Below are 25,585 nucleotides of genomic sequence, written 5' to 3'. Positions count from 1 at the left end.
CGAAGGCGCTGACAGGACACCTGCACTCTTGCCGCCCTTGGCGAAACCTTTAGGCTGAGACGCATGAGGGGAAAGACCGCAACGTCGTGTGATACTTGGCTTGCGCGCGGTAGAGCCGCCGGCCTGTTCGCTGCGATTTCTCTGTTGTCACTGCCCGCCCTGGGCCAGGCCCAGGTCATGGAAATCACCCCGACCGGGACCGTCATCCTGCACAAGGGTGCCGGGGTCTATGCGGGACCGGGGCTGAGCGCTGTATCCTTGATCGCCCCTCCGCCGCCTTCCAGCGCGAGGCCGTCCCGGGCCCTCGCGACCCGCACGGTCGCTTCGGGAACCGCGATCGCCAAAGCGGCCGACCGGTCCGGCCTGAGCCCTGCCCTGATCCAGGCGGTGGCCTGGCGCGAGTCGCGTCTGGACCAGAGCGCCGTCTCGCCGAAGGGCGCGGTGGGGACCATGCAGTTGATGCCCGCCACGGCCCGCGATCTCGGGGTCGACCCCTCGGACCTGGACATGAACATCGACGGCGGGGCCCGCTACCTCTCGTCCATGCTGCGCCGCTTCGACGGCGACCTGCCCCTGGCCCTGGCGGCCTACAATGCCGGCCCTGGCGCGGTTGAGCGGTATGGCGGCGTGCCGCCCTATCGTGAAACGCGCGAATATGTCCGGTCCATCCTGGACCATTTGGCCGGTGCCGTCGTGTCGCCGGGTCAGTATGAGTAGAATGCCCATGCGCAAGATCTTCCAACGGGGTGGCTCAGCCCTGCTCCTTTCAGCCCTGGGCCATGCCGCCCTGGCCCAGACGGTCACCGCCGATCCGGCGGGCTCCTCCCCCCTGCTGGCGGCCCTGACCTGGATCCAGGGCACCCTGCTGGGCAGCCTGGCCACCGCAGCCGCCGTGATCGCCGTGGCCATTGTCGGCTTTCTGATGCTGGCGGGCCGGATCGAGTGGCGGCGCGGCCTGACGGTGATCATCGGGTGCTTCATCATCTTCGGTGCTGCTGCCATCGTCGCGGGCATCCGCGCCGCGGCCACCGGCGCTGGGTAGAGATCCATGCCGCGCCTGACCTCTGACCCCATCTTCGCGGCACTCACCCGCCCGCAGATGATCGCCGGCGTGACCTACAGCTATGCGGTCTTCAACCTGATCGTGACGCTCGAGGCCTTCCTGATCACCAAGAGCTTCTGGGCGCTGCTGCTGGCGCCGGCGATCCACATTGTCGGCTATCTGGGCTGCCTGAACGAGCCGCGGTTCTTTGACCTGTGGGTCACCCGCGCCAGCCAGTGCCCCCGCGTCGCCAATTTCCGCTTCTGGCGCGCCAACGCCTACCGACCATGAACCAGAGGCTCGTCAGCACAGGCGCCGCGCGCATCCTGGCACCGCGCGAGGCGCGGGTCGGCCAGCGCCTGCCCTATGCCGGTCATGTGGACGAGACCACGCTGCGCACCCGCGACGGTCTTTTGATCCAGACCATCAAACTCGCCGGATTTCCGTTCGAGACCCGCACCGACGACGAGCTGAACTATCGCAAGACCCTGCGCGAGACCCTGCTGCGCGGCGCGGCCCATTCGCGGCTGGCCATCTATCACCACGTGGTCCGGCGGCAGGTGGCGGTGGACCTGTCGGGGACCTTCGCCAATCCGTTCGGAGCCGACCTCGACGCCGCCTGGCGCGCCCATCTGGCCCAGCGCCGGCTTTATGTGAACGAGCTCTATCTCACCCTGGTCCGCCGCCCCCTGCAGGGCGAGGCCGGGTTTATCGAGCGGCTGTTCAAGCCGGCCGCGACCCAGGCGACCCTGGCCACAGACCTGCGCCAGCTTCACGCGACGCGCGAGACCTTCATGGCCGCCCTGGCCGCCTACGGCCCCCAGACCCTGACCCTGAAGCCGGGCGGCGGCGGACTGCTGTCAGAACCGGCGGCTTTCCTGTCTTCGCTGGTCAATGCCCAGACCCGGCCGGTCCTGGCACCCCTGGGCGATCTGGGCGAGGCCATCCCCACGCGGCGGCTGAACTTTGGCCTCGACGCCATGGAGTTCGCCGCCAGCGGCAACCAGCCCTCGCAGTTCGGGGCCATGGTTTCGGTCAAGGATTACCCGGCCCAGTCGGCACCGGGCATGCTGGACTCCGTCCTGCGCCTGCCGTTCGAACTGGTGCTGACCGAAAGCTTCGCCTTCGTCGACCGGCAGGTCTCGCTGGATCGCATGGGCCTGGCCCTGCGCCGGCTGCGCGCGGCCGACGATGACGCCTATAGCCTGCGCGCCGACCTGGCAGCGGCGCGCGACGAGGTCGGCTCGGGTCGGGCCGCCTATGGCGAGCACCACCTGACCATCCTGGCCAAGGCACCGGATCTGACCTCCCTGGACGCTGCCGTGGCCGAGGTGCAGTCGGCCCTGGCCGAGACCGGGGCCATCGCCGTGCGCGAGGACGTCAATCTGGAGCCGGCCTTCTGGGCCCAGTTCCCGGGCAATTTCAAGTTCATCGCCCGCAAGGCCCTGGTCTCGGCCGCCAATTTCGCCAGCCTGGCCAGCCTGCACGGCCATCCGAGCGGCGCGGACCGGGACCTGCACTGGGGCGCGCCGATCACGGTCCTGGAGACCACGGCCTTCGGGCCCTACAATTTCAGCTTTCACGCCGGCGACCTGGGGAACTTCACGGTCATCGGCCCCAGCGGCTCGGGCAAGACGGCGCTGATGAACTTCCTGGTCGCCCAGGCCGGCAAGGTAGCGCCGCGTGTGGTGATCTTCGACAAGGATCGCGGGGCCGAGATCTTTGTGCGGGCCAGCGGCGGGCGCTACGACCTGTTGTCACCGGGCGAACCGTCCGGCCTGAATCCGCTGCAACTGCCCGATACCGCCGAGAACCGCGCCTTCCTCTGCGACTGGCTGGCGCGCCTGCTGCAGCAGGCTGGCGCACCCCTGCCGCCCGAGGATATGGCGCTGGTCGCCGACGCCATCGATGCCAGCTTTGGCCAGAGCCCGGAGTATCGGCGGCTGCGCCATCTGCGGGATCTGCTGCGCGGGGCGCGCCGCCCGACCAGCGGCGATCTGGCCGCTCGCCTGGCCCCCTGGATCGGCGAGGGCGAACACGCCTGGCTGTTCGACAATGCCGAAGATCGCCTCGATCTCGATGCGCCGATGCTGGGCTTCGACATGACCCGGCTGCTGGACTCCCCCGCCCTGCGGACGCCGGCGATGATGTATCTGTTCCACCGCGTCGAAGAGCGGCTGGACGGGTCCCCGGCAATCATCATCGTCGACGAGGGCTGGAAGGCGCTGGACGACGAGGTGTTCGTCCGCAAGATCCGCGACTGGCAGAAGACCATCCGCAAGCGCAACGGCATTGTCGGCTTCTGCACCCAGAGCGCCGGTGACGCCCTCGAAAGCCAGATCGCCTCGGCGATCATCGAGCAGGCTGCCACCCAGATCTTCTTCCCCAATGCCAAGGCCCGGGCAGCCGACTATATCGACGGCTTCGGACTGAGCGAGCACGAGTTCGATCTGGTCCGCACCCTGCCCGACACCGCCCGCTGCTTCCTGATCAAGCAGGCCGACCATAGCGTCGTGGCGCGGCTCGACCTGTCGGGTCTGCCGGGTCTGCTGCGGGTGCTGGCGGGCGATGAGCGCGGGGTTCGCCGTCTGGACGCCCTGCGGGCCGAGCATGGCGATGCGCCGGAAGCGTGGCTCGAGGCCTTCATGGCCGGTCCGGCCGGGGCCCGGCGATGAAGGCCTGTCCCGCCCTGGACATGGACGCCGGCGCGATCCGTGGCGTGCTCGAAACGGTGGACTGCCACGCGCGCTTCTATGCCCAGTCCGGCTATGAGGCGCTCGGGTCGCCGGGCTCGCCCTATCAGGCCTGGCTGACGGCCTTCCTGGTCATCTATGTGGCCGTGCTCGGCTATCGGCTGTTGCTGGGCTCCGGCGCGCGGATGTCAGACCTGCCCCTGACGGCCCTGAAGATCGGGGCCGTGCTGGCCCTGGCGACCAACTGGACCCTGTTCCAGACCCTGGTCTTCGATCTGGTCTATCGTACTCCCATTGAAGTGGCGCGCCTGCTCACCGGGCCGGCAGCCCAGAGCTCGGCCTTTGCCGGCGATCCGGTCGGTGCCCTGCAGGTGGCCTATGACCAGCTGAGCCTGTCGGCCGAGGCCTTCGGCAAGGCCGCCGGCCCTGGTGCCAGCGCCTTTTCCAACGGCAATGCCGCTGCGGCCGAGGCGCTGTGGCAGGCCGCCCGTGCCCTGTTCTTCACGACCGCCGGGGTGTTTTCCGTGGCCATGGTCGGGGCGGCGGTGCTGACGGCCCTGGGACCGATCTTCGTAGCCCTATTGCTGTTTCCCGCGACCCGGGGCGTTTTCGAGGGTTGGGTTCGAGCCCTGCTGGCGACCTTGATGGCGGCGATGCTGGGCTGGATCTCGACCGCCCTGATGCTGACCATCCTTGAATCAGGCCTGCTGACCCTGGCCCAGGAGCGCGTGGCCCTGGAGCTGAATGTCGACACCGCCCTGTCCGTGTCGGGCGTGGTGATGATCTTCGCCCTGGTGCAGGTCGGGCTGGTCCTGGCGGGTGCCCTGATGGCCTGCGGGTTCCGGCTCAAGGCCCGGACCCGGCATGGTGCCATGGAAGGTGCGCCGCAAACCCCGTCGCGGGTCGAGCCGCCGGCCGGGGAGGTCGGCGTCCTGTCGCGCGCCGAACGCCTGGCGGCCTCTTTGAGCCAGACCTCGACCTATGCGCCGCGATATTCGGGTCCACCGGTCGCCGCGACGCGCTCGGCGGCGGCGGTGCCCTCAGGCGCGCCCCTGGGAACGGCCGGCGCAACCTACCGGCGGCCGAGTGTGCGCGGCCGTGATGATTTTGGAGGCGGGGCGGCATGAGGCGGCTTGGACTTGGCCTGATGGTCTGGCTGGCCCTGGCAGGCGGCACGGCACAGGCGGCGGTGACGCCCCGGCCGGGCCCCGGTGACCCGCGTATCCGCGTGGCGCCCTACGATCCCGATCAGGTCGTCGCCCTGACCGGGGTGCTGGGCTATCAGTTCAGCATCGAGTTTGCCGACGACGAGCGCATCGAGAACGTCTCGATCGGCGACGCCCTGGGCTGGCAGGTGACGCCGAACGCCAAGGCCAGCCTGCTGTTTCTCAAGCCGCTCTCCCGCACGCCGGTCACCAACATGACGGTGGTGACCACGGCGCGACGGTATAGTTTTGAACTGTCCGTCTCGCCGTCCAGCGGCGCGGCGGCGGCGCGGTCGGCGATGTTCGCCCTGCGCTTTGACTATCCCCCTCCGCCGCCTGAGCCGCCACCGCCGCCGGTCGAGACCCGGCCGCCGCCGCGCGTGGCCAATGCCGCCTATAGCTATGAGGGCTCGGTGGGCAGCCTGCCGGCCCGGGTGTTCGACGACGGCGCGGCCACCTATTTCCAGTTCGATGCCGGCGAAGACTATCCAGCCATCTTCGCGATCGACGCCGACGGCGGCGAGGCGGTGGTCAATTCCACCGAGCGCGACGGCTATGTGGTGGTCGACCAGGTGTCACGGGGCTTTGCCCTGAGACGCGGGACCGACGTCACCCGCCTCTATAACGATGCCTACCGCGACCGGACCGCGGGGCCGCTCAGCCCCAAACCGCGCGAAAAGGCCAAGCCCCGTTTGCGGTGGTTCCAGAAATGACCGAGCCCAACGATCTCTCCAACAACCCCGTCTTCGCCCATGCGCGCGGCCTGGGACCCCAGGTTTCGGCCCCGGCATCGCCCTGGACCGTCGGCCTGGCGGTGGTCGCTGCCCTGGCCCTGGGCACGGTGGTCTTCGTCAGCCTGCAGTCGGGCCGCGAAGCCAAGATCCGGGCCGCCGAACGCGCCTATCAGGCCGCCAATCCACCCTATGTACCGCCGCCGCCGCCGCCGATGGTGGTGGTGCCCGCGACGGTCGATCCGTCCCTGCCCCCGCCCCTGCCCAATGCCCCCGCCGCTCCGGCCTTTGCGCCTGCGCCGATCCCTGCGCCGATCACGCCGACGTCCGATCCTTATGCCCGCCTGAGGGCACCGGCCATGATCGTCGATCTCAGCGGACAGCGCGGCGCGGTCGCCGGGCTCCCCGACAGCGGGTCGGCGCCATCCCTACCCGGCCGAGTGTCGGGCGAGGCGACCGGCTCTGACGCCAGCAAGCTGTCGGCCGAGGAGCGCTTTGCTGAACGGGTCGCCGGCTCCAGCAGCGGCACCGCCAAGGCCAGCCGGCTGTCAGACCTCTCCAGCCTGGCGGCCCAGGGCACAGTGATCCCGGCGGTGCTGGAGACCGCGATCAATTCCAGCCTGCCGGGTTTCGCCCGGGCGGTAGTCACCCGCGACGTGCGCGGCTTTGACGGGTCCAGGGTTCTGATTCCCCGGGGCTCCAAGCTGATCGGCCAGTATCGCAGCGGCGTCGCGGCCGGGCAGTCGCGGGCCTTTGTGGTCTGGTCGCGGGTGCTGACCCCGGACGGCGTCTCGGTCGACATCGGCTCGCCGGGCGGCGACCGACTGGGCCGCGGCGGCCTGGAGGGCGAGACCGACAACCACTTCTTCCGGCGCTTCGGGGCCTCGATCCTGCTGTCGGTCCTGTCGGCCGGACTGGACGCAGCGGTCGGCGACCGCAACGGTGGCAACGCGATCATCATCGGCTCGCCCGCCCAGGCCGCCAGCGTTGCCCAGATCGCCCTGCAGAAGGAGATCGACATCCCGCCCACCATCAAGGTGCCGCAGGGCGAGCCGATCCGCGTCTTTGTGGCCCGTGACCTCGACTTCTCGACCGTCAGCCCGGCGGCGACCGCGACGCGATGAGCGAGGGCCTGTTCCTCAAGGCCTATCTGGCCCCGCTGGCCCCTTGGTTCGCGCGCCCCGATGTCACCGACATCCTGGTCAACCGCCCCGGCGAGGTCTGGGTCGAGACCACCCACGGTGCCCTGACGCGGGAAGAGGCGCCGGACCTGACCGAGGTTGTGCTGGGCCGGCTGGGCCGGCAGATCGCTGCCGTCGCCGACCAGGGGGTCAGTCGCGAGCATCCCCTGCTCAGCGCCGCCCTGCCTGACGGTTCCCGGGTCCAGCTGATCGCGCCGCCCGCCACCCGCCAGGGCGTGGCCCTGGCCGTCCGCCGGCATGTCATTGCCGATCTGGGCCTGGAGGCGCTGGAGGCCGGAGGGCTGTTCGACGTCACAGGCGAGGCCGCCGCCGAGGCCTCCGACGATGGTGTGCTGGCCGAGCTTCTGACAACGGGAAACCGGCCGGAGTTCCTGCGTCAGGCCGTGCGACGCGGCAAGACCATGGTGATCTCGGGCGGCACGGGGTCTGGCAAGACCACCCTGCTCAATGCCCTGCTCAAGGCCATAGACCCGGCCGAGCGCCTGATCCTGATCGAGGATGCGCCCGAGGTGAAACTGGACCGCCCCAATGCTCTGGGACTGCTGGCCGTCCGCGGCGAGCAGGGCGAGGCCCGGGTCGACGCCGACGCCCTGCTGGCCGCGGCCCTGCGCATGCGGCCCGACAGGATCCTGCTGGGCGAACTGCGAGGTCGCGAGGCCTTCGCCTTCCTGCGCGCGGTCAATACCGGCCATCCCGGGTCCATCACCACGGTTCATGCCGACAGTCCCGAGGGGGCCCTGGACCAGATCGCCCTTCTGGCCCTGACCAGCGGCGTCGAGCTCAGCTGGCCGATGGCGCGAACCTATGTCCGCCAACTGGTCGAGGTCGTCGTGCAGGTCAGTCGCCGCAACGGCCGCCGGGCGGTGACCGACATCCTGTTTCGGCCCCGCTCGACGATCGATGCCGCTACAGGAAGTTCAGGTAGCGCGGCGTGAAGTAGCGCAGGTTGGGGAAGATGGTGTCGAGGTCGGTGTCCGATACCCCCATCCACTTGCCCATGGTCGCGCCGTACTGATCGACCGAGGTTGTCGGCACCAGGGCTGTACGGGCCATGTCCGGGTTGTTGAAGGTGCCCAGGTCGACGCCGAGCGTCGGATACTGGCCGTAGATGTTCTTGCCCTTGACCGCGCCGCCCATCACCAAGTGGTGGCCACCCCAGGCATGGTCGGTGCCGTCGCCATTGGTGGTGAAGGTGCGCGAGAAGTCCGAGGCCGTGAAGGTCGTGACATTCGCGCGCATGTCCTGGCCGCCAATATTGCCCAGCACGCCGTCGAAATAGCTCATGGCCTGCGCCACCTTGGCCAGCAGGTTGGGCTGGGTGGTGTTCTGCTTGTCATGGGTGTCCCAGCCGCCCAGGCTGACGAAGAACACCTGGCGCTTGAGGCCAAGCGTGCCGTTGGCGGCGATCATCTTGGCCACGGTCTGCAACTGGGTGGCCAGGGTGTTGGCCTCAACCGCGCCGGTGATCGCGTTGGTATAGGCCGGCGGGGCCGGAATGGCCGTGACATTGGTCTGGGTGAAGGCGGTATTCAGGGTCGAGGCGGCTGTCATCGAGCGGTTGACCACGGTGGAATAGTCGGCCGCATAGAGGCTGGCGCTAGTGGTGTCCTGGATGATCTCGCGCAGTCGGGCCGGTCCGACCGTCGAGCCGAACAGGCTGTTGGCGGTGGTCCCCGTGACCACGACGGCCGGCTGGGCGGCAGTGGTCATCTGGTACTGGATGATGTTGCGGCCCGACAGGAAGACGGCATTGCCGGCCGTTGAAATGGCCGTGAACAGGGTGTTGGAGCCGTTCATGCTGCTCAGCATGTCGCCGAACTGCCCGCCCCAGCCAACGCGGACCCCTTCAGCCGCGCCGGCCTGCCAGGTCGACTGCTGGTCGTTGTGCGAAAACAGGTTGGCCGGATAGGCCACACTCTTGGCCAGGTACTGGGCCTTGGTGATCGGGCGAACCAGGGTCCCGACATTGGCCACGATGGCCAGACGGCCGCTGTTGAACAGCGTCTGGGTGGGGGCCATGAACGGATGCAGGGCGAAGGTACGGCTGGTGGCGTTGGTGCCGGCGGGCACGGGGTTGGGGGCCGTCGGCGTGATCGGCAACACGCCGCCCCAAGCCTCCGGCGTCCCCAGGCTGGCGGTGCGTCCGGTGACCGGTGAAACTGCGCCGACGGCCGTGCGTGCCGTTCCGACCGGCATCAGGGCGATCGGATCGACGCCGGTGTTGCGGGTCGCGAAGTACCGGCCCCAGGAGTCGGTGTCAGTGGCCAGCACCATGTTGTGGGCGTCATTGCCCCCGAACAGAAAGATGCAGACCAGGGCCTTGTAGTCAGGTGCGCTTTGTCCCGCCGCAGAGCCGGCTGCGGCCAGTTGCAGGGCGAAGGGCGCGGCGGCCCCCAGCAGGGACAGGGCCCCACCGGCGCGGAGGAGGTGACGACGATCGGGGTTGCGGACGGTCATGATCCTGGCCTCAACGCTGCGTCAGATAGTCGGGGGAGGCCATGGTCATGAACACCGCCAGCTTGGCCCGATTGAGCTTGGCCGCGTCGATCTGGGCCTGGGTGGCGGTTCCGCCGGGGATGGAAACGCCGGTGACGGCCTCGACGATCTTGGCCTTCAGGGTAGCGCTCATCTGACCGGACATCAGCAGTCTGTTCATGCGTTCGACCAGGGCAGAGGGGTCGTCTGCGATGGCGACTTCGCTGGCATAGGTCGACTTGACGTCGGAACCCGTGCCGATCCCGCTGTTGATGGTGGTCTGCATGGTGTTCAGATAGCCTGCGACCGTGACCTCATCGACGATCTGGAACTCCGGCGCGGTCAGGTTCTGGGTGCCCAGCCGGGTGTTGGGCGGCACATAGCCGGGCCGATAGAAGTTGAACACCGAGGGCGAGGCCAGCGGCGACTGGCTCAGCGAGGTCGAGGCGCTGGTCGAGGTCAGCAGGAAATTGCCTGAGGTCGAGGTGACATTGAAAGCCCGCATCCAGTTGGCCATGCGCACGATCGGTTCGCGCAGTTTGCCATAGGTGGGGCCGGACGCCGTGGTCGCATCGCGCGCCTCGGCGTCGGTCAGGACCGCCCGTACCACGGCGGCCATGTCACCGCGCGTCCCCGTACCGTTGTTGTTGAAGACCGAAGCGACCCGCCCGACATAGGCCGTACTGGGATTGCTGGTGACCAGTTGCTGGATCAGGCGGCGCGCCATGAACGGGCCGACATTGGGGTGGTTGAAGATCGTATCGAGGGCGATCTTCAGGTCACCGGCCGGATCCGGCGTGGTCGTGGCCGGGATGGTGACGCCCAGGAAGGTCTTGGCCGAGATCGAGTGGTAGTTCGAATAGAGGATCATCGGCCTGACCGTGGCGTCAGCATTGCGGCTGCCGCCAAAGAAGGTCGAGTTGGACGGGGCCGTGGAGTACCAGCTCATGCCGGTGAACACCTTGGCCAGGTTGGAGATGTCTTCAGCCGTATAGCTGGGGATCGGATTGCCGGCCGAATCGAGCTTGTAGGTCCCGTCGGGATTGAGGGTGAACAGCCCGATCGACATCAGTTGCATCACCTCGCGAGCATAGTTCTCGTCGGGGTGACGCCCAGTGGTGGCGTCTTCCTTCTGGTTGGCGATGCTGGTGAGGTAGACGCCCATCATCGGATGCAGCGTCACGTTCTCGAGCAGGGTGCGGAAGTTGCCGAAGGCATTGGCGCCGAGCATGTCGTAATAGGACGTCGCCCCGCGCACATCGACATTGGCGTCGTTCAACGAGATCACGAAGATCTGCGACAGGGCGAACTTCACGCGCTGGCGCAGCTGGTCGGGCCCCGTGGCGGCCTGGGCCCAGAAGCTCTCATAGAACTGGTTGGCACTGAGGGTCGCGGTAGGGTTGGTGGTCTTCAGCTGGGCCAGGCGCGTTTCGGCGTGGGTCTGGTGCGAGGCCGAGGGTGCCAGCGCCATCTGCTGGGTCAGCCAGTCACTATAGCTGGAGGCCTTGAGGGCCGTGATATCGGCATCGGTGACGCCGAATGTCGCCTGGGTGAGAAACCGCGCCGCCTCGGCGTCGGAAATCACAATCCTGGCCGGCGGCGTGGGGGTCGTACCGCCCCCGCCACTGGATCCGCCACCCCCACCGCCGCCGCCGCAGGCGGCCAGACCAAGGGTAAGTGCAGCGGCGAACGCCAACAGACCACGTCGCGAAGTTTTCGGCATCAAGCTCAGCTTCCCCCGTCCGTCCTGGCAGACAATTCCATACTCGCGCGCGCGCCGCTAGAGCGTACAAGCCCCAAAACCCATGCCGGGACGGCTGGCCACTTCGGATTGGGGATCACGCCCAAAACCCCAGCCCACAGAGCGTGACACGACGCCGCCTAGCCGTCATTCTAGACCGCACATCTTTGCACTCATCCAGAACCCACAGACTATTGGCGCTGCACAAACGACCTTTGCGCCTCACTGGAAATCTTATGAAAATACTGTTTGTCGTCCATGCCGCGCCCTGGGCTGAATTTAGCGGGACACCGCTGATCACGGGCCAATATGCGCAGCGCGCCATGGCGCGTGGCTGGGACGTCGCATTGCTGGTTCCCGACACGGCTGCCAACCACAGCCGGGCACCGGACATCTATGATCCAGTGAAGCTGTTTTACTGGCCTGTTCAGGCCGAATGGAATCTCAACGCCTTCGCTTCCCCACCGAGCGCCAGGACGACCCCACCGATCGAAATCGACTACGCACCGGACATCATCCACATTGTCGACTGGGTGCTTATGGAAAGCTCGGTCCTGGCGGCCCTGGGGGCGCTGAATGCGCCCATTGTCCGTCAAGTCTGGAATTTCGAGGACATCTGCTCGGTCATAGAGCCGATCCACAGGTTGCCCGCCGGGCGGCCCTGCGTAGCTCCCCTGAACCCGCGGGACTGCGCGGAATGCCTTCTCGACCGCACAAACATCGCGATTCAAGGCGAGAAACACAATTTCCGATCCATATCGGCAAAGCTAAAAGCCTATGGGGAAGCCTATATAGACCGACAAAGCCAATCCATTGCGACCCGAAAGATCGTAGCCAGAGATCATTTTTCCGAAATATACAACAAGGTTCTTTTCCCGACTAATTCATTTTTTGACTATTTTGATAGTCACATGAAAATGTCTGGTGACTATGAAATCGTTGAACACGGCGTCAGTGTCAGGAATGCAGTTTCAACCAAGAAACCCCACAAAGGATTGAATTTCATCTATGCTGGCGGTAACGCCAAGAGGAAAGGCTGGTCCGCAATCGTACAGGCTTTTTCGCGCCTCTACGACGAAGGATTCATTGATCTACATTTGAGAGTTTATGGAGCTAAGGCCCAGACTCAGAATTCCGCCCTATCCAGATATCCCAATGTACAGTTTTGCGACCCTTACAATGTAGATTCGATGGCAAATGAATTTGCATGGGCCGACATCGGGCTAATACCCACTCAATTCGAGACCTATTGTCGCATAGTCCGAGAGTATATGATCTGCGGAGTGGTTCCCATAGCATCACGCGCTTTCGGAATTCCCGACGTCGTAGACCATGACTACAACGGCATTCTACTGGACGAGCCAACAGGCGATCAACTCTACGGGGCCATCAGAAAACTTGTGAACAATCCGCAAGATATCGAGCGCCTTAGAGCCGGTTGCGCCGCAACAATAATCACCTCCCCAGAGGCTGAATTTGACAGAATTTGCAGCATTTATAATGATCTACGCAACAATAAAGCACAAATTCTTCAAATATCGAGTAAATGATATTTATCCATTATTAAAAATATTCGGCTCAATAATTCTGCGAAAACAAAACCTATTTAGGAAAGATATTCAATTTCAAATCATTGCAATTTCACCGTCCTCTCCATTTCAACGGGGCTGAGATTTCAAGATCTGGACCAGCAAGCTATACCAACGACAGTCCCTGCAACTTGCCGCGTGGCCGCCAGATTCGCTGAGCCTCAAAGACCCCGAGACGAACGACCAAACCAATGACCTTTGGCAACGACATCAATCCCGATATCCTCAAATCCATCCCGCTTGATCGTCGGCACGTCCTGGAGGTCGGTTGCGGCAACGGCCGCTTCGCCGAAGCCTACCGCGCCCGCAATCCTGATGCCCGCTATGTTGGACTTGAGCTGCTCGACGCCAAAGCGCGTGACGCGGCCTCTTTTGTCGACTCGATCGTCGTCGGAGACGTCGCCGCCGAATCCGTCATGGCCGGTCTGGATCAGGCGAGAGCGAACGACACTTTCGACGCCGTGATTTTCAGGGGTGTCCTGCAGGACCTGAATGCGCCCTCGGCCGTTCTGGCAGGTCTGCGGGCGCGCACGGGTCGTGGCGGGATCTGCGTTGCCGGCGTTCCCAATGTCTCCCATTGGGCCTTGTTGCAGCAGCAGCTGAAGGGAGAATGGCCCTACGTGACAGCAGACAGGGCGAACCCTGTCACGCCCCAGCTTTTCACGCGGGTCTCCGCCATCAAGATGTTCCAGATGGCAGGTTGGACGGTCCTTGAAGCGTCGCCTTTCATCATTTCACCGGAGGAAACCGAAGCGGCGATCAGGGCCTTCGCACCGATCGCCGAGTCCTTGGGCGTTTCATCAGACAATCTGCGACGCGACCTCTCTGCCTTTCAGTGGATCATCAAGGCGATCAACGGCCCGCCGTCTGAAACCACCACAGTCGCGGCCATCGGCATGGCGAAGTTCGCTGGCGTAACCGAGCCGCGGGTGGATCATCCCCTGGCAGCGCTCGCCAGCACCCCTGGCAGCAGGGTTTCCTGGGGGGCAGGATCTGTAAACGTGCCCCGCCATTGGCCGCCGGGCGTCTTCCTGCTGCATCGCCAGTTCCTCAATGACGGTCCGCTGAACAGGGTGGTCAGCGGCCTGATCGACCGCGGATGGACCATCACATCGGACATCGACGATGATCCGCACCACTGGCGTGAATTTGTGGAGTCCGACTTCCACGCCTTTCGCGGCGTGCATGCCGTGACCGTCAGCACCGAACCGCTGGCGACGATGATCCGGCAGTGGAATCCGAACGTAACGGTCTTTCCAAATGCCATTGCCGAGTTGCCACGCATCGAGGCGACAACGCCCAAGTCCGGCCCACGCCTGAAGGTGTTTTTCGGCGCGCTCAATCGCGGCGGGGATTGGGCCGGGCTGTCAGAGGCGATTATCGCAGCCGCCCGGTCCCTGGCGGACAGGCTTGAGTTCGTCGTCGTGCATGACGAAGCCTTCTACAAGGCACTGCCTGACGAGGTGACGAAGGTCTTCCATCCGACCCTGCCCCATGCCGACTATATGAAAGCCCTGGCGGGCTGTGATCTGGCCTTGCTGCCCCTGGCCGATACGCCTTTCAACCGACTGAAATCAGATCTGAAGTTCATCGAGTGCTGCGCAGCTGGCGTCGTGCCGATCTGTTCCCCCATCGTCTATGGCGACACGCCTGAGCATCTCGACATCGGCGTGTTCGCCGACACGCCCGCCTCTTGGGAAAAGGCGCTGCGGGATCTGGCCGCAGACCCTGGCGAGGTCCAGGCGCGGCGTGAGCGCGGCCTTGCCTATGTCAGGGCCAGGCGAATGCATGCGCAGCAGGTCCCTTTGCGACAGGCCTATTACCGCGATCTGATGGCGCAGCGACCGGAACTCGAGGCACAACGCCAGGCCCGCATCGCTGCAGCTCGACCGGCCAGATAACATCTCGCCAGGGGTGCCAAGGCGCTGGACGCCGTACCGCGCCTATTCGACGGCGAGGATTATGTCGGACGGCGCGATCATCGCCACCACTGCCTGACCGACGGACAGCGCCAGGGCGTCGGCGTCCGGGCGGGACAGGGTGGCGATCAGGGTCTTGCCGGCCTGCAGGGCCAGGCTGATTTCGCTGGCCGCCTCGCCGTCCTCCCGGTCGGAGACCACGGCGGCCAGTCGGTTCGGTGCCGGCGCGGCGTCGCGGGCAAGGGTTACGAAGCTGGACTTGATCAGGGCTATGGCCGGTTTGCCGACCGCCAGACCCAGCTCGTCGGCGCTGCGGCGGGTGATCATCGAGACGATCTCGAGGCCGTCGCCCAGTGACAGCCCGACCTCAACGGTCACGCCGCCGTCGCCGACCCGGACAATGGTGCCCCGCAGGGCGTTGCGGGCACTGGTTCGCAGGCCCAGGCTCCAGAAGAGGTCTCCCAACCCCTGATCGGGGGCCGTTGCAAGGCCCGCCTCCAAACGCGCCAGGGCCGCGCCGATCTCGCGCTCGACCGCGCGGAAGGCCCCGATCACAGCATGGCCGCGCGGCGTGATCATCGCCGCGCCACCGGACTTGCCGCCGGCACTGGCGGTGATCAGCGGGCCATCGAACAGATTGTTCAGCGCCTGGATCGCGTCCCAGGCCCCCTTGTAGGACAGGCCAAGCTGTTTGGCGGCGGCGGTGATCGAGCCGAGCGAACCCACGGCCTCCAGCAGGGCGATGCGCTCCAGCCCGACCCGGGCCAGGGAGCCGCGGCGAAGGACGAGCGAGGCGCTGAGGTCGCCATCGACAGACATGGTCACTCCTGATCGGGCCCGAACGGAAAATGGGACAGCGTTATGTAGTCTTGCTACATAACGTGGGTTCGAAGCCGACTCCAAGTCTCTCGAGGTCTCGTTTGTTCGCTCGCCGCGCCCTGCTTGCCGCTGCCCTGTGCTGGCTGACGGGAGCCTCCGCCCTGGCCGCAGAGACCAAGGTCGCCGTCGCCGGCAACTTCACCGAACCGGCCCGGGAGATCGCCGCCAGGTTCGAGGCGAAGACGGGCCATAACGTGATCCTGAGCTTTGGCTCGTCGGGGCAATTCTACGCCCAGATCGCCAATGGCGCACCGTTCGAGGTCTTCCTGTCGGCCGACTCCGAGCGGCCGCTCAGGGCCGAGGCCGAGGGCCTGACCGTGCCGGGCTCCCGCTTCACCTACGCGACAGGCCGACTGGTGCTGTGGAGCAGGACGGCTGGTCTGGTGGACTCCAGCGGCGCGGTACTGGCCAAGGGCCGCTTCGAGAAGCTGGCCATCGCTGACGCCAGGGCGGCCCCGTATGGGCAGGCGGCGGTCGAGACCCTGACCAGGCTCAAGCTCTATGACGCGGTGAAGCCGAAAATCGTCACCGGTGCTTCGATCACCCAGACCTATCAGCATGTGCAGACCGGCGCTGCGGAGCTGGGCTTCGTGGCCCTGTCCCAGGTGATCAACGCGCCCGGCGGATCGCGATGGATCGTGCCGTCCCATTACCACACGCCGATCGAGCAGCAGGCCGTCCTGCTGAAGACCGGGGCCCGCAACGAGGCTGCCAGGGCCTTCCTGCAGTATCTGAAAGGTGCCGAGGCCCGGGCGATCATCAAGCGCTATGGCTACGAGATCCGCTGATCATGCTTGAGGTCCTGTGGTTGACGGTGAAACTGGCCGGGATCACCACGATCCTGTTGCTGCTGCTCGCCACGCCTCTGGCCTGGTGGCTGGCGCGCGGCCGGTCGCGCTGGCAGCCGGTGGTCGGCGCCGTCGTCGCCCTGCCGATCGTTCTGCCGCCGACCGTGCTGGGCTTCTATCTGCTGATCGCCCTGGGCCCGCACAGCCTGTTGATGGCGCCGTTACAGGCCCTCGGCATTCGCACCCTCGCCTTCACCTTCGAGGGTCTGGTGATCGGGTCCTTGGTCTATTCCCTACCGTTTGCGGTCCAGCCCCTGCGCAATGCCTTCATCGCCATCGGCGACGAGCCCCTGGAAGCCGCGGCCTGCCTGGGCGCGACCCGATGGCAGACCTTTGCGCGGGTGGCCCTGCCCCTGGCCATGCCCGGCTACGCCGTCGCCGCCATCCTGTCCTTCGCCCACACCGTCGGCGAGTTCGGTGTGGTCATGATGCTGGGCGGCGGCATTCCGGGTGAGACCCAGGTGCTGTCGGTCGAGATCTTCCAGCTGGTCGAGCAACTGCGCTGGGGCGAGGCCCATCGCCTTGCGGCCCTGCTCCTGGCCTTCGGGTTCCTGGTCACCCTGACCCTGCTGCTGCTGGAACGACGCGTCACACGGGCGGCCTAGTCACTGCCCCCCTCCGCGCCTGCGGCGCTCCTCCCCCGTAGGGGGAAGATGAAACGCGTCGACCTCATCTTCCCCCGACGGGGGAGGACGACCGCGACCCGACGGGCGGCGAAGCCAACCGGTCAGGAGGGGGCGAATGGTCGCCTAATCCCCCCGAGACGCCAGCGACTGCGCCAGACCCCGCGCCGCCAGGGCCACTTCGCGCCAGGTCACATCGAACCCCGCCGCCTTGCCATAGTAGGGATCGGCCACCGCCCGCCCCTCGAGCCCTTCGGCATAGTCCAGCAGCAGGCCCAACTCCGCCTCCCCGTCGACCGGGCGCAGGCTGCGCAGCTTCTTCAGGTTGTCGTGGTCCAGGGCCAGGATGTGGGTGAAGCGCCGAAAGTCGTCGACCTCGACCTTGCGGGCGGTCTGGCGGCTGATGTCGACACCGTGGCGCTGCGCGGCGGCAATGGCGCGCCCATCCGGCGCGGAACCCACGTGCCAGCCCCCGGTGCCGGCGGAATCGACCAGAACATCAAGCCCGATCGCCTGGGCCTCGGCGCGAAAGGCGCCCTCGGCCAGGGGCGAACGACAGATGTTGCCCAGGCAGACGAACAGAACCGAGGGCCGCATCAAACGGCCCCCCAGCCACCGCCGCCCGGCGTCTCGATGACAATGGCATCGCCCGCCGCGACCTCAACCAGATCCGTGGCCCCCATGGCCAGAACCGAACCATCGGCCCGCTCGACCCGCGCCAGCCCCAGGGCCCCGGGCGCACCGCCCACCAGGCCGAACGGCGGCACCCGGCGGCGGTTGGACAACAGGGTGGCGGTCATCGGCTCGCGGAAGCCGATCCGGCGCACCACTCCGTCACCGCCGCGATGGTGCCCTGCCCCGCCCGAGCCGCGGCGGATCGAAAAGGCCTCGACCAGAACAGGATAACGGGTCTCCAGCACCTCGGGATCGGTCAGCCGACTGTTGGTCATGTGGGTCTGCACGGCGTCGGTGCCGTCAAAGTCCGGTCCTGCCCCCGAGCCGCCGCAGATGGTTTCGTAATACTGGCGCCGCTCATCGCCGAAGGTGAAATTGTTCATCGTGCCCTGGGCCCCGGCCATCACGCCCAGAGCGCCATAGAGGGCGTCCACGACCACCTGGCTGGTCTCGACATTGCCGGCCACCACCGCCGCCGGATAGCGCGGCCGCAGCATTGAGCCTTCCGGAATGACCAGCTCGACCGGCCGCAGGCAGCCGTCGTTCATCGGAATCTCGTCATCGACCAGGGTGCGGAACACGTAGAGCGCCGCCGCCCGGCAGATCGAGGCCGGGGCGTTGAAATTGGTCGGGACCTGGTCACTGGTGCCGGCGAAGTCGACCCTTGCGGTGCGGGCCTTCTGGTCGACGGTGATGGCCACCTTCACCACCGAGCCGTCATCCAGTTCGTAGGCAAACGCGCCGTCGCTCAGGGTGGCCAGCACCCGGTGGACCGCCTCCTCGGCATTGTCCTGCACATGGGCCATATAGGCCTCGACCGTGGCCTGGCCGAACTCGGCGACAAGACCGGTCAGGCTCTCGGCCCCGCGCGCACAGGCGGCGATCTGGGCCTTGAGGTCGCCGATGTTCTGGTCGGGATTGCGGGCCGGCCAGCGGCCCGAGGCCAGCAGGGCGCGGGTCTCGGCTTCCAGGAACCGCCCGCCCTCGACCAGCAGGAAGTTCTCGATCAGGACGCCTTCTTCCTCGACCGTTCGGCTGTTTGGCGGCATCGATCCGGGCGTGATGCCACCGATATCGCCCTGGTGGCCGCGTGCAGCGACATAGAACAGCAGCGCCCCCTCGCCGTCGAACACCGGCATGACCACGGTGACGTCCGGCAGGTGGGTGCCGCCGTTATAGGGCGCGTTGAGCATGTAGACGTCGCCGGGCCTCATGCCCCGCCCGTCGCCCTGCCGCGCCTCGCGGATGGCCCGCACGCTGTCGCCCATCGAGCCCAGATGCACCGGCATGTGCGGGGCATTGGCGATCAGATTGCCGTCGCGGTCGAACAGAGCGCAGGAGAAGTCCAGCCGCTCCTTGATATTGACCGAATAGGCGGTGTTCTGAAGCGCGAAACCCATCTCCTCGGCGACCGCCATGAAGAGGTTGTTGAACACCTCCAGCATCACCGGATCAGCCCTGGTGCCGATGGCACGGCGGGTCGGCAGGGCTTCGATGCGGTCGAGGATCAGATTGAGATGGGCATCCACTGTGGCGCGCCAGCCGGGCTCGACCAGGGTGGTGCCTGTCGCTTCGCGAATGATGGCCGGCCCCTTGACCTCTGCGCCCACAGACAGGGCCTCGCGGTCGAACACCGGAGTCGCTCTGGCCTGACCGGCCATACGCACATTGACCGTGGCCAGGGCCAGCGGGTCCCCCGATGTGCCTCTTCCCAGATCTGGTGCCGTTCCCGCATCGGAATGGCCAATGGCCTCCACAGACAGGGTCTCGACGATCAGAGCCGTGGTCGGCGACGTGAAGCCGAACCGCCTCTGGTGCATCTCTTCAAAGGTCGCGCGGGCGCCGGCTTCGTCGGTCAAGGGCACGACAAGCGGGGTATCTGTGCCGGCATATTTGACGCGCAGGGTCGCAAGCGTCTCGACCGAGGCCACAGGTACGGCCTGGGCACGAAGGGCCGCCTCGACCTCGACGGCCAGGGCCTGAGCCTGTCCGGCCAGATCACCCGCAGCCTCGGCCAGCGGCCGTTCGACGGTTGCCTCGCGGATCAGCCGCAGGTCAGCCAGTCCCATGCCATAGGCGCTTAGCACCCCGGCGAACGGATGGATCATGACCTTCGTCATGCCGAGGGCATCAGCGACCAGACAGGCGTGCTGGCCGCCAGCCCCGCCGAAACAGGCCAGCACATAGCGGGTCACGTCATAGCCGCGCTGGATCGAGATCTGCCGCACTGCCTTGGCCATGTTCTCGACCGCGATGGTGATGAAGCCCTCGGCTATGGCTTCCGGGCTCATGGCTTCACCCGTAGCGGCCAGGATCTCGGCAGCGAGTGCCGCAAAGCCTTCGGTGACAGCCTCGATATCCAGCGGCTGGTCGGCGCCGGGCCCGAAGACCGCCGGGAAGAACTCGGGCCGCAGCTTGCCCAGCATGACATTGCAGTCGGTGACGGTCAGCGGGCCGCCCCGGCGGTAGGCTGCCGGCCCCGGCACGGCGCCGGCCGAGGCCGGTCCCACCCGCAGGCGGGCCCCGTCGAACGCGCAGATCGAGCCCCCACCCGCCGCCACGGTGTGGATGTTCATCATCGGCGCGCGCATCCGCACCCCGGCCACCATGGTCTCAAAGGCCCGCTCGTATTCGCCGGCATAGTGGCAGACGTCGGTGGAGGTGCCGCCCATGTCGAAGCCGATGACCCGGTCAAAGCCGGCCTCGCCCGCCGTCCGTGCCATGCCGACCACGCCACCGGCCGGACCTGACAGGATGGCGTCCTTGCCCCGGAAGGCCCGCGCATCGGTCAGGCCGCCGTTCGACTGCATGAACAGCAGCCGCGTATCCGCGCCCAACTCGCCGGCCACCCGGTCGACATAGCGACGCAGGATCGGCGACAGATAGGCGTCGACCACCGTGGTGTCGCCGCGCCCGACCAACTTCATCAGCGGGCTGACCTCATGGCTGACCGAGACCTGGGCAAAGCCGATCTCGCGGGCTATGGCCGCGACGCGGGCCTCGTGGTCGGTGAAGCGGAAGCCGTGCATCAGCACGATGGCCACGGCCCGGAAGCCGGAATCGAAGGCGGCCTGCAGGCCTGCCCTCGCGGCCGACTCGTCCAGCGGCCGGAGCAACTCGCCCTCGACGCTGATCCGCTCATCGATCTCGACCACGCGGTCATAGAGGGCTTCAGGCTTGATGATGTGGCGGTCGAACAGCCGGGGCCGCGCTTGGTAGCCGATCCGCAGGGCGTCAGCGTGGCCGGCCGTGATCGCCAGCACGGTCGGTTCGCCCTTGCGTTCCAGCAGGGCGTTGGTGGCGACCGTGGTGCCCATCTTCACCGCGTCGATCGTAGCGCCGGCCGGCAGCAGGGCCCGAACCCCGGCCACGGCCGCGTCGGCATATTGCTCGGGGTTCTCCGAGAGCAGCTTGTGGGTGATCAGGGTCCCGTCCGGTCTCCGTGCCACGATGTCGGTAAAGGTGCCGCCGCGATCGATCCAGAACTCCCAGCCGCGAAGGTTCTGATCGTAGGGAGTCATGGAAGGGCGTAGCTCCAGCTGCGCCCTTCCTTAACCGGCTCGGGGGGCTTAGCGGAAGAGGCTCGCCGCCTCGACCACCGCCCAAATCCCCAGAGCCAGGAAGATCAGCGCCGCACCGATACGAACATATTTGAGCGGCACAATCTTGGTCGCCGCCTCGCCCAGATAGACCGCCGGGATGTTGGCCAGCATCATGCCGAGCGTGGTGCCCGCCGCGACCCAGAAGATCGAGTGGAACTTGGCCCCCAGAGCCACGGTGGCGATCTGGGTCTTGTCGCCCATCTCGACCAGGAAGAAGGCGATGGTCGTGGTCAGAAACACGCCATAGCGGCCGACCGCCGAGCCGTCCTCGTCGTCGGCCTTGTCGGGGATCAGGGCCCAAGCGGCCATGGCGATGAACGACAGGGCAATGGCCCATTTGAACCACTGACCGTTCAGCAGGTCGGCCACCCAGTAGCCGGCCGTGGCCGCCAGGGCATGATTGGCCAGGGTGGCGACCAGGATCCCGAAGATGATCGGCACGGGCTTCTTGAACCGTGTGGCCAGGATGATGGCCAGCAGCTGGGTCTTGTCGCCGATCTCGGCGATGGCCACGACCAGGGTCGAGACGAACAGGGATTCCATGGGATCAAAAACCTTCCGGGCCGGGCGCATGCCAATAGCGTCGACAGCCCACCCGGCCCGGGAGGTTGTCGGCGCCATTGGTCTCGCCATGGAAGCGGATCATCGCTTCCCTCCCCGCGCCATGATCCCGAAGGCTCAAGTGTGTTGACGGCGGGGCCTGCTGATAGGCGCAGGCGGCTACTCCCCAAAGGTGAGCGGCGTGTAGCGGGGGCGGCGGCCAGGGTCAAGCTCCTCCCCCACCGGGGGAGGTGGCCCGAAGGGTCGGAGGGGGCAGCGCGGCCTAAGTCCAGCTAGCCCCCTCAGTCGCTCCGCGACAGCTACCCCGGAGGGGGAGCAGCTTTAAACCGCCGCCGGTGTATCAAACCGCAGCAGGTGGACCGCCACCCGCACCTTGCCGCCGGTGAAGCTCCCGCCGGCCGCGGTCAGCAGCACCGGGGTATCGGAATAGAAGGCCGTCGGACCGATCACCCCGACATTGCTGGAATTCCGGGCCACGCCCAGCGAACCGCCGAACTTGGACGCATCGCCCGCCACGCCACAGCTGTAGGCGGCAGCCCCGGTCACCGCGACCGTGGTTCGGGTCGAGACCGCCAGGACGATGGCCCGCGACGGTATGACCATGGCCGTTGAGGTCGTCGCGCCGACCAGAGCGGTCTCCTCCTCGCGGATTTCCAAGCGGGTATTAGCAAGTCCCGGCGAGGCGGCGGCGGTCAGGCTCTTGAAGCTGGCCGAAAGGGGGGCCCAGGCCGCGCCATCAAAGGCCACCAGCTGGTTCTCGTCCTTGACCCAGGCCAGGACGCCTTCGGCCGGGGAGATGGCCTCCCACGCGCCGGCCTCAAAACGCATCAGCGTGCCGGCGGCCTGGCCCGACCAGGCCGCGCCCGTCGCGCCGGCCGGCAGGATCCAGACCCCGCCTCCGACAGGGCTGACTGGCTGCGCCGCGACGACGCGGCTTTCGACAGCCAGCTGGACCAGTCCGTCCAGCCGGGCGAGGCTTTCATTGATGGGGATATGCTTCTGGGCCTGGGCGGCCAGCACATAGGGCAGACCCAGGCGCGGGGTGGATTCGTCGAACATCGGAGGTCCCTTCAGGGCGTTGAAAACGCCTCAAGGATTGCTCCGCTGACAGAGCCGGGGACCGACCTTGGTCGATCCCCGTCCCCTTCCCCGCTCCAGCGTGTCGCTACTCGGCCGCGAAGGCCAGGTGGTTGCCCGATGTCAGGGCGGTCTTGGCGGCCAGTTCGGCCTTGGCCTGCTCGTACTCGTCCGAGAACTTGGCGATGAGTTCACCGGCCGTCAGCACCGCGTCGATGGCGCCGATACCCTGGCCGCAGCCCCAGATGTCGCGCCAGGCCTTGGCTTCCTGGTTGCCGCCCGAACCGAAGTTCATGGCCGACGGATCGCTGACCGGCAGATTGTCGGGATCCATCCCCGCCTTGATCACCGAGGGGCGCAGATAGTTGCCGTGCACGCCGGTGAAGAGGTTGGAATAGAGGATGTCGTCGGCGTGGCTCTCGACGATCATGTCCTTGTAGCCCTGGGCCGCATTGGCTTCCTGGGTCGCGATGAAGGCCGAGCCGATATAGGCCAGGTCCGCACCCATGGCCTGGGCGGCCAGGATCGAGCGACCGCAGGCGATCGAACCCGACAGGGCCACCGGCCCGTCGAACCACTGACGGATCTCCTGGATCAGGGCGAAGGGCGACAGGGTGCCGGCATGGCCGCCGGCGCCGGCGGCGACCGGAATCAGGCCGTCAGCGCCCTTTTCGATGGCCTTGTGGGCATGCTTGTCGTTGATGACGTCGTGCATCGTGATACCGCCGTACGAATGGATCGCGGCATTGAGGTCCTCGCGGGCGCCCAGCGAGGTGATCACGATCGGGGCCTTGTATTTCACGCACAGCTCGATGTCCTCCTCGAGCCGGTTATTGGTCCGGTGAACGATCTGGTTGACTGCGAACGGGGCGGACGGCGCTTCGGGGTTGGCGCGGTCATAGGCGGCCAGCTCTTCGGTGATCCGGTGCAGCCACTCGTCGAGCTGCGAGATCGGCCGGGCGTTCAGCGACGGGAAGGAGCCGACAATGCCGGCCTTGCACTGGGCAATCACCAGGTCGGGGTTGCTGATGATAAACAGCGGCGAGGCGATAACCGGCAGGCGAAGGCGGTCGCGAAGAACGGGCGGCAAGGCCATGAAGATCGGCTCCCCTCAGGAGGCGGCGTTGAGCACCGCGCATGTAAACGGCGTTCAGCTTAAACGCTTGTTTGGGGCGGGCGCAAGACTTGACGGCCCTAGCGGCAGGGGCGCATCACGGACAAAAAGCCAAGAATGCTGCACTGCAGGAGAGAGACGCCTTGACCCAGACCGCGACGCCTCTGGCTGATGATTTCGCCGTCTCGGACGACGCGACGGTTCGCGCCCGCTGGACGGCTCTGGTCGAAAAAACGCTGAAAGGTCAGAGCTTTGATGAGGCCCTGACGGTGCTCACGCCTGATGGCCTGACCATCCAGCCCCTCTATACCGCCGCAGATGGCGTGTCGGTCGCCCGCGATCTGCGGACAAGGGACGCCGACCGCCCCTGGGACCTGCGGATGCGGATCGCCCATCCCGACTCCGAACGCGCGGCGCGCGACAGCCTGGTCGATCTGCAGAACGGCGCAGCCTCGGTGCTCTTGGCCGTCGATCCGACGGGGGCCCAAGGCGTTGCCATCGGATCGGCGGATGATCTGGCCAGGGCGCTGGACGGGGTGCTGATCGATCTGGCTCCAGTCGCCCTGGACGCCGGCTATCTGGGGCCAAAGGCGGCCGACTGGCTGGGTGCTGTGGCCAAGGGTGCGCCCAATGCGCCCCTGGCCTTTCACATGGATCCGCTCACCACCTTCGGCCAGACCGGGACCAGCCCGGGCCCGATCGAGAGCCATGTGTTCAACGCCGCCACGGTCGGCGCGCGCCTGTCGACGACCTATGCCCGGGCCAGCCTGTTCCTGGCGACCGGCCGCGCGGCCCACGAGGCCGGCGGTTCGAATGTCGAGGAACTGGCCCTGATGACCGCCAGCGCCCTGGCCTATGCCAAGGCGCTGGTGCGCTCGGGCCTGACGATGGAAGAGGCCTTCCGCCGCATCGTGCTCGGCGTCAGCCTCGACGGTGAATACTTCACCGGCGTGGCCAAGGTCCGCGCCGCCCGGGCCCTGTGGGCGCGCCTGGCCGAGGCCTGCGGCGTGTCCGAGCCGGCCGTCATCGAGGCCCGCAGCTCGGCCCGGATGCTGACGACGAAGGACGCCTGGACCAACCTGCTGCGCCTGACCTCGGCCGGTTTCGCCGGTGCGGTCGGCGGCGCTGATGTGGTGGTGCTGGGGACCTTCACCGACGCCATCGGCCTGCCGACGGCCTTTGCCCGCCGTCAGGCCCGCAATACCCAGCTGGTGCTGATGGAAGAGAGCCATCTTGGCCGTGTCGCCGATCCGGCCGGCGGCTCCTGGTATCTCGACAGCCTGACCGACCAGATCGCCCGTGGCGCCTGGGCCCTTTTCCAGTCGATCGAGGCCGCCGGCGGGGTGATCAAGGCCCTGGAGATCGGCCAGATCGCCACGGCCGTGGGCCTCGCCCGCGACACCCAGGCCGCCGCCTTCGCCGACAAGAGCCGCAAGATCCTCGGGGTCACGGTCTTCCCCAATGCCGAGGACAAGCCTGCCGAGGTCGAGACCGTCGATTCGTCCGCCTTCGCCGTGGAGGGGCCGGATCCGCGACTGCCGGGACCCGACAGTCACTGCCCGCCCCTGACGCCCATCCGCTTCGCCGCCGCCTTTGAGGGAGCCTGAGC

At 66.8% G+C, this 25,585-nt stretch carries 21 protein-coding genes; 13 read left to right on the top strand and 8 right to left on the bottom strand.

What is annotated here, in order from left to right; all coding sequences use genetic code 11:
* The first annotated feature begins 144 nt into the window (after positions 1-144).
* The 8 genes from AQ619_RS05605 to virB11 are packed head-to-tail and all read left to right on the top strand — an operon-like array spanning position 145 to position 7,808.
* Positions 145-717: a lytic transglycosylase domain-containing protein gene (locus tag AQ619_RS05605; RefSeq protein ID WP_062145313.1), complete on the top strand. Its 573-nt coding sequence runs from the start codon at positions 145-147 to the stop codon at positions 715-717.
* A gap of 7 nt (positions 718-724) precedes the next feature.
* Positions 725-1,042 carry a TrbC/VirB2 family protein gene (locus AQ619_RS05600; RefSeq protein WP_062151310.1) on the top strand — a complete coding sequence of 106 codons (318 nt, stop codon included), beginning with the start codon at positions 725-727 and terminating at the stop codon, positions 1,040-1,042.
* A gap of 6 nt (positions 1,043-1,048) precedes the next feature.
* Complete coding sequence (locus AQ619_RS05595; RefSeq protein ID WP_062145311.1) at positions 1,049-1,333, top strand: VirB3 family type IV secretion system protein; 285 nt, start codon at positions 1,049-1,051, stop codon at positions 1,331-1,333.
* Positions 1,330-3,717, top strand: coding sequence for a VirB4 family type IV secretion/conjugal transfer ATPase (locus AQ619_RS05590; protein WP_062145309.1), 2,388 nt, complete (start codon positions 1,330-1,332; stop codon positions 3,715-3,717). Before AQ619_RS05595 ends, AQ619_RS05590 begins: the two co-directional genes overlap by 4 nt.
* Positions 3,714-4,862 (top strand): TrbL/VirB6 family protein, encoded by a 1,149-nt coding sequence (locus AQ619_RS05585; protein WP_062145307.1) that lies wholly within the window; start codon positions 3,714-3,716, stop codon positions 4,860-4,862. Before AQ619_RS05590 ends, AQ619_RS05585 begins: the two co-directional genes overlap by 4 nt.
* On the top strand, positions 4,859-5,653 hold the full coding sequence (locus AQ619_RS05580; protein ID WP_084745777.1) for a TrbG/VirB9 family P-type conjugative transfer protein: 795 nt from the start codon (positions 4,859-4,861) through the stop codon (positions 5,651-5,653). Before AQ619_RS05585 ends, AQ619_RS05580 begins: the two co-directional genes overlap by 4 nt.
* The gene (virB10, locus tag AQ619_RS05575) at positions 5,650-6,795 is read left to right on the top strand and encodes a type IV secretion system protein VirB10 (protein ID WP_062145303.1); all 1,146 of its coding nucleotides are present in this window, start codon (positions 5,650-5,652) and stop codon (positions 6,793-6,795) included. The genes AQ619_RS05580 and virB10 overlap by 4 nt, the downstream gene beginning before the upstream one ends.
* Positions 6,792-7,808 carry a P-type DNA transfer ATPase VirB11 gene (gene virB11 / locus AQ619_RS05570; protein WP_062145301.1) on the top strand — a complete coding sequence of 339 codons (1,017 nt, stop codon included), beginning with the start codon at positions 6,792-6,794 and terminating at the stop codon, positions 7,806-7,808. Before virB10 ends, virB11 begins: the two co-directional genes overlap by 4 nt.
* Here virB11 and AQ619_RS05565 read toward each other — a convergent pair.
* Positions 7,780-9,330, bottom strand: a complete 1,551-nt coding sequence (locus AQ619_RS05565; protein WP_084745775.1) for a DUF1501 domain-containing protein — start codon at positions 9,328-9,330, stop codon at positions 7,780-7,782. The genes virB11 and AQ619_RS05565 overlap by 29 nt on opposite strands.
* Before the next feature lie 10 nt (positions 9,331-9,340).
* Positions 9,341-11,071 (bottom strand): DUF1800 domain-containing protein, encoded by a 1,731-nt coding sequence (locus AQ619_RS05560; protein ID WP_062145299.1) that lies wholly within the window; start codon positions 11,069-11,071, stop codon positions 9,341-9,343.
* A gap of 254 nt (positions 11,072-11,325) precedes the next feature.
* Between AQ619_RS05560 and AQ619_RS05555 the strand changes: the two genes are divergently transcribed.
* Together AQ619_RS05555 and AQ619_RS05550 are read left to right on the top strand one after the other, a co-directional pair.
* Positions 11,326-12,639: a glycosyltransferase family 4 protein gene (locus AQ619_RS05555; RefSeq protein ID WP_062145297.1), complete on the top strand. Its 1,314-nt coding sequence runs from the start codon at positions 11,326-11,328 to the stop codon at positions 12,637-12,639.
* A gap of 230 nt (positions 12,640-12,869) precedes the next feature.
* Complete coding sequence (locus tag AQ619_RS05550; RefSeq protein WP_062145295.1) at positions 12,870-14,579, top strand: methyltransferase domain-containing protein; 1,710 nt, start codon at positions 12,870-12,872, stop codon at positions 14,577-14,579.
* Between the two features lie 42 nt (positions 14,580-14,621).
* Here the strand turns inward: AQ619_RS05550 and AQ619_RS05545 are convergent, their stop codons facing one another.
* A complete protein-coding gene (locus AQ619_RS05545; protein ID WP_062145293.1) occupies positions 14,622-15,416 on the bottom strand; it encodes a TOBE domain-containing protein in 795 nt (264 codons plus the stop codon).
* Positions 15,417-15,517: 101 nt separating this feature from the next.
* On the opposite strand from AQ619_RS05545, the gene modA reads away from it, so the two are divergent.
* Together modA and modB are read left to right on the top strand one after the other, a co-directional pair.
* The gene (modA, locus tag AQ619_RS05540; protein WP_062145292.1) at positions 15,518-16,264 is read left to right on the top strand and encodes a molybdate ABC transporter substrate-binding protein; all 747 of its coding nucleotides are present in this window, start codon (positions 15,518-15,520) and stop codon (positions 16,262-16,264) included.
* Between the two features lie 2 nt (positions 16,265-16,266).
* The gene (modB, locus tag AQ619_RS05535; protein WP_062145290.1) at positions 16,267-16,929 is read left to right on the top strand and encodes a molybdate ABC transporter permease subunit; all 663 of its coding nucleotides are present in this window, start codon (positions 16,267-16,269) and stop codon (positions 16,927-16,929) included.
* Positions 16,930-17,073: 144 nt separating this feature from the next.
* Here the strand turns inward: modB and AQ619_RS05530 are convergent, their stop codons facing one another.
* From AQ619_RS05530 to AQ619_RS05510, 5 genes are all read right to left on the bottom strand, one after another.
* The gene (locus AQ619_RS05530; RefSeq protein WP_166504146.1) at positions 17,074-17,544 is read right to left on the bottom strand and encodes a low molecular weight protein-tyrosine-phosphatase; all 471 of its coding nucleotides are present in this window, start codon (positions 17,542-17,544) and stop codon (positions 17,074-17,076) included.
* Positions 17,544-21,143, bottom strand: a complete 3,600-nt coding sequence (locus AQ619_RS05525; protein ID WP_062145285.1) for a hydantoinase B/oxoprolinase family protein — start codon at positions 21,141-21,143, stop codon at positions 17,544-17,546. The genes AQ619_RS05530 and AQ619_RS05525 overlap by 1 nt, the downstream gene beginning before the upstream one ends.
* Before the next feature lie 48 nt (positions 21,144-21,191).
* Entirely contained in the window at positions 21,192-21,767 is a 576-nt protein-coding gene (locus AQ619_RS05520) for a TMEM165/GDT1 family protein (protein WP_062145284.1), read from the bottom strand.
* 339 nt (positions 21,768-22,106) lie between these two features.
* Complete coding sequence (locus tag AQ619_RS05515; protein ID WP_062145282.1) at positions 22,107-22,844, bottom strand: DUF2793 domain-containing protein; 738 nt, start codon at positions 22,842-22,844, stop codon at positions 22,107-22,109.
* Positions 22,845-22,950: 106 nt separating this feature from the next.
* Positions 22,951-23,958 (bottom strand): NAD(P)H-dependent flavin oxidoreductase, encoded by a 1,008-nt coding sequence (locus AQ619_RS05510; protein WP_062145280.1) that lies wholly within the window; start codon positions 23,956-23,958, stop codon positions 22,951-22,953.
* 161 nt (positions 23,959-24,119) lie between these two features.
* Between AQ619_RS05510 and AQ619_RS05505 the strand changes: the two genes are divergently transcribed.
* Complete coding sequence (locus tag AQ619_RS05505) at positions 24,120-25,583, top strand: methylmalonyl-CoA mutase family protein (protein WP_062145278.1); 1,464 nt, start codon at positions 24,120-24,122, stop codon at positions 25,581-25,583.
* Positions 25,584-25,585: the final 2 nt, after the last annotated feature.

The organism is Caulobacter henricii, from assembly GCF_001414055.1.
Lineage (GTDB): Bacteria > Pseudomonadota > Alphaproteobacteria > Caulobacterales > Caulobacteraceae > Caulobacter > Caulobacter henricii.
The sequence above is the reverse complement of the archived record's forward strand: the minus strand, read 5'-3'. Positions and strand labels throughout refer to the sequence as shown.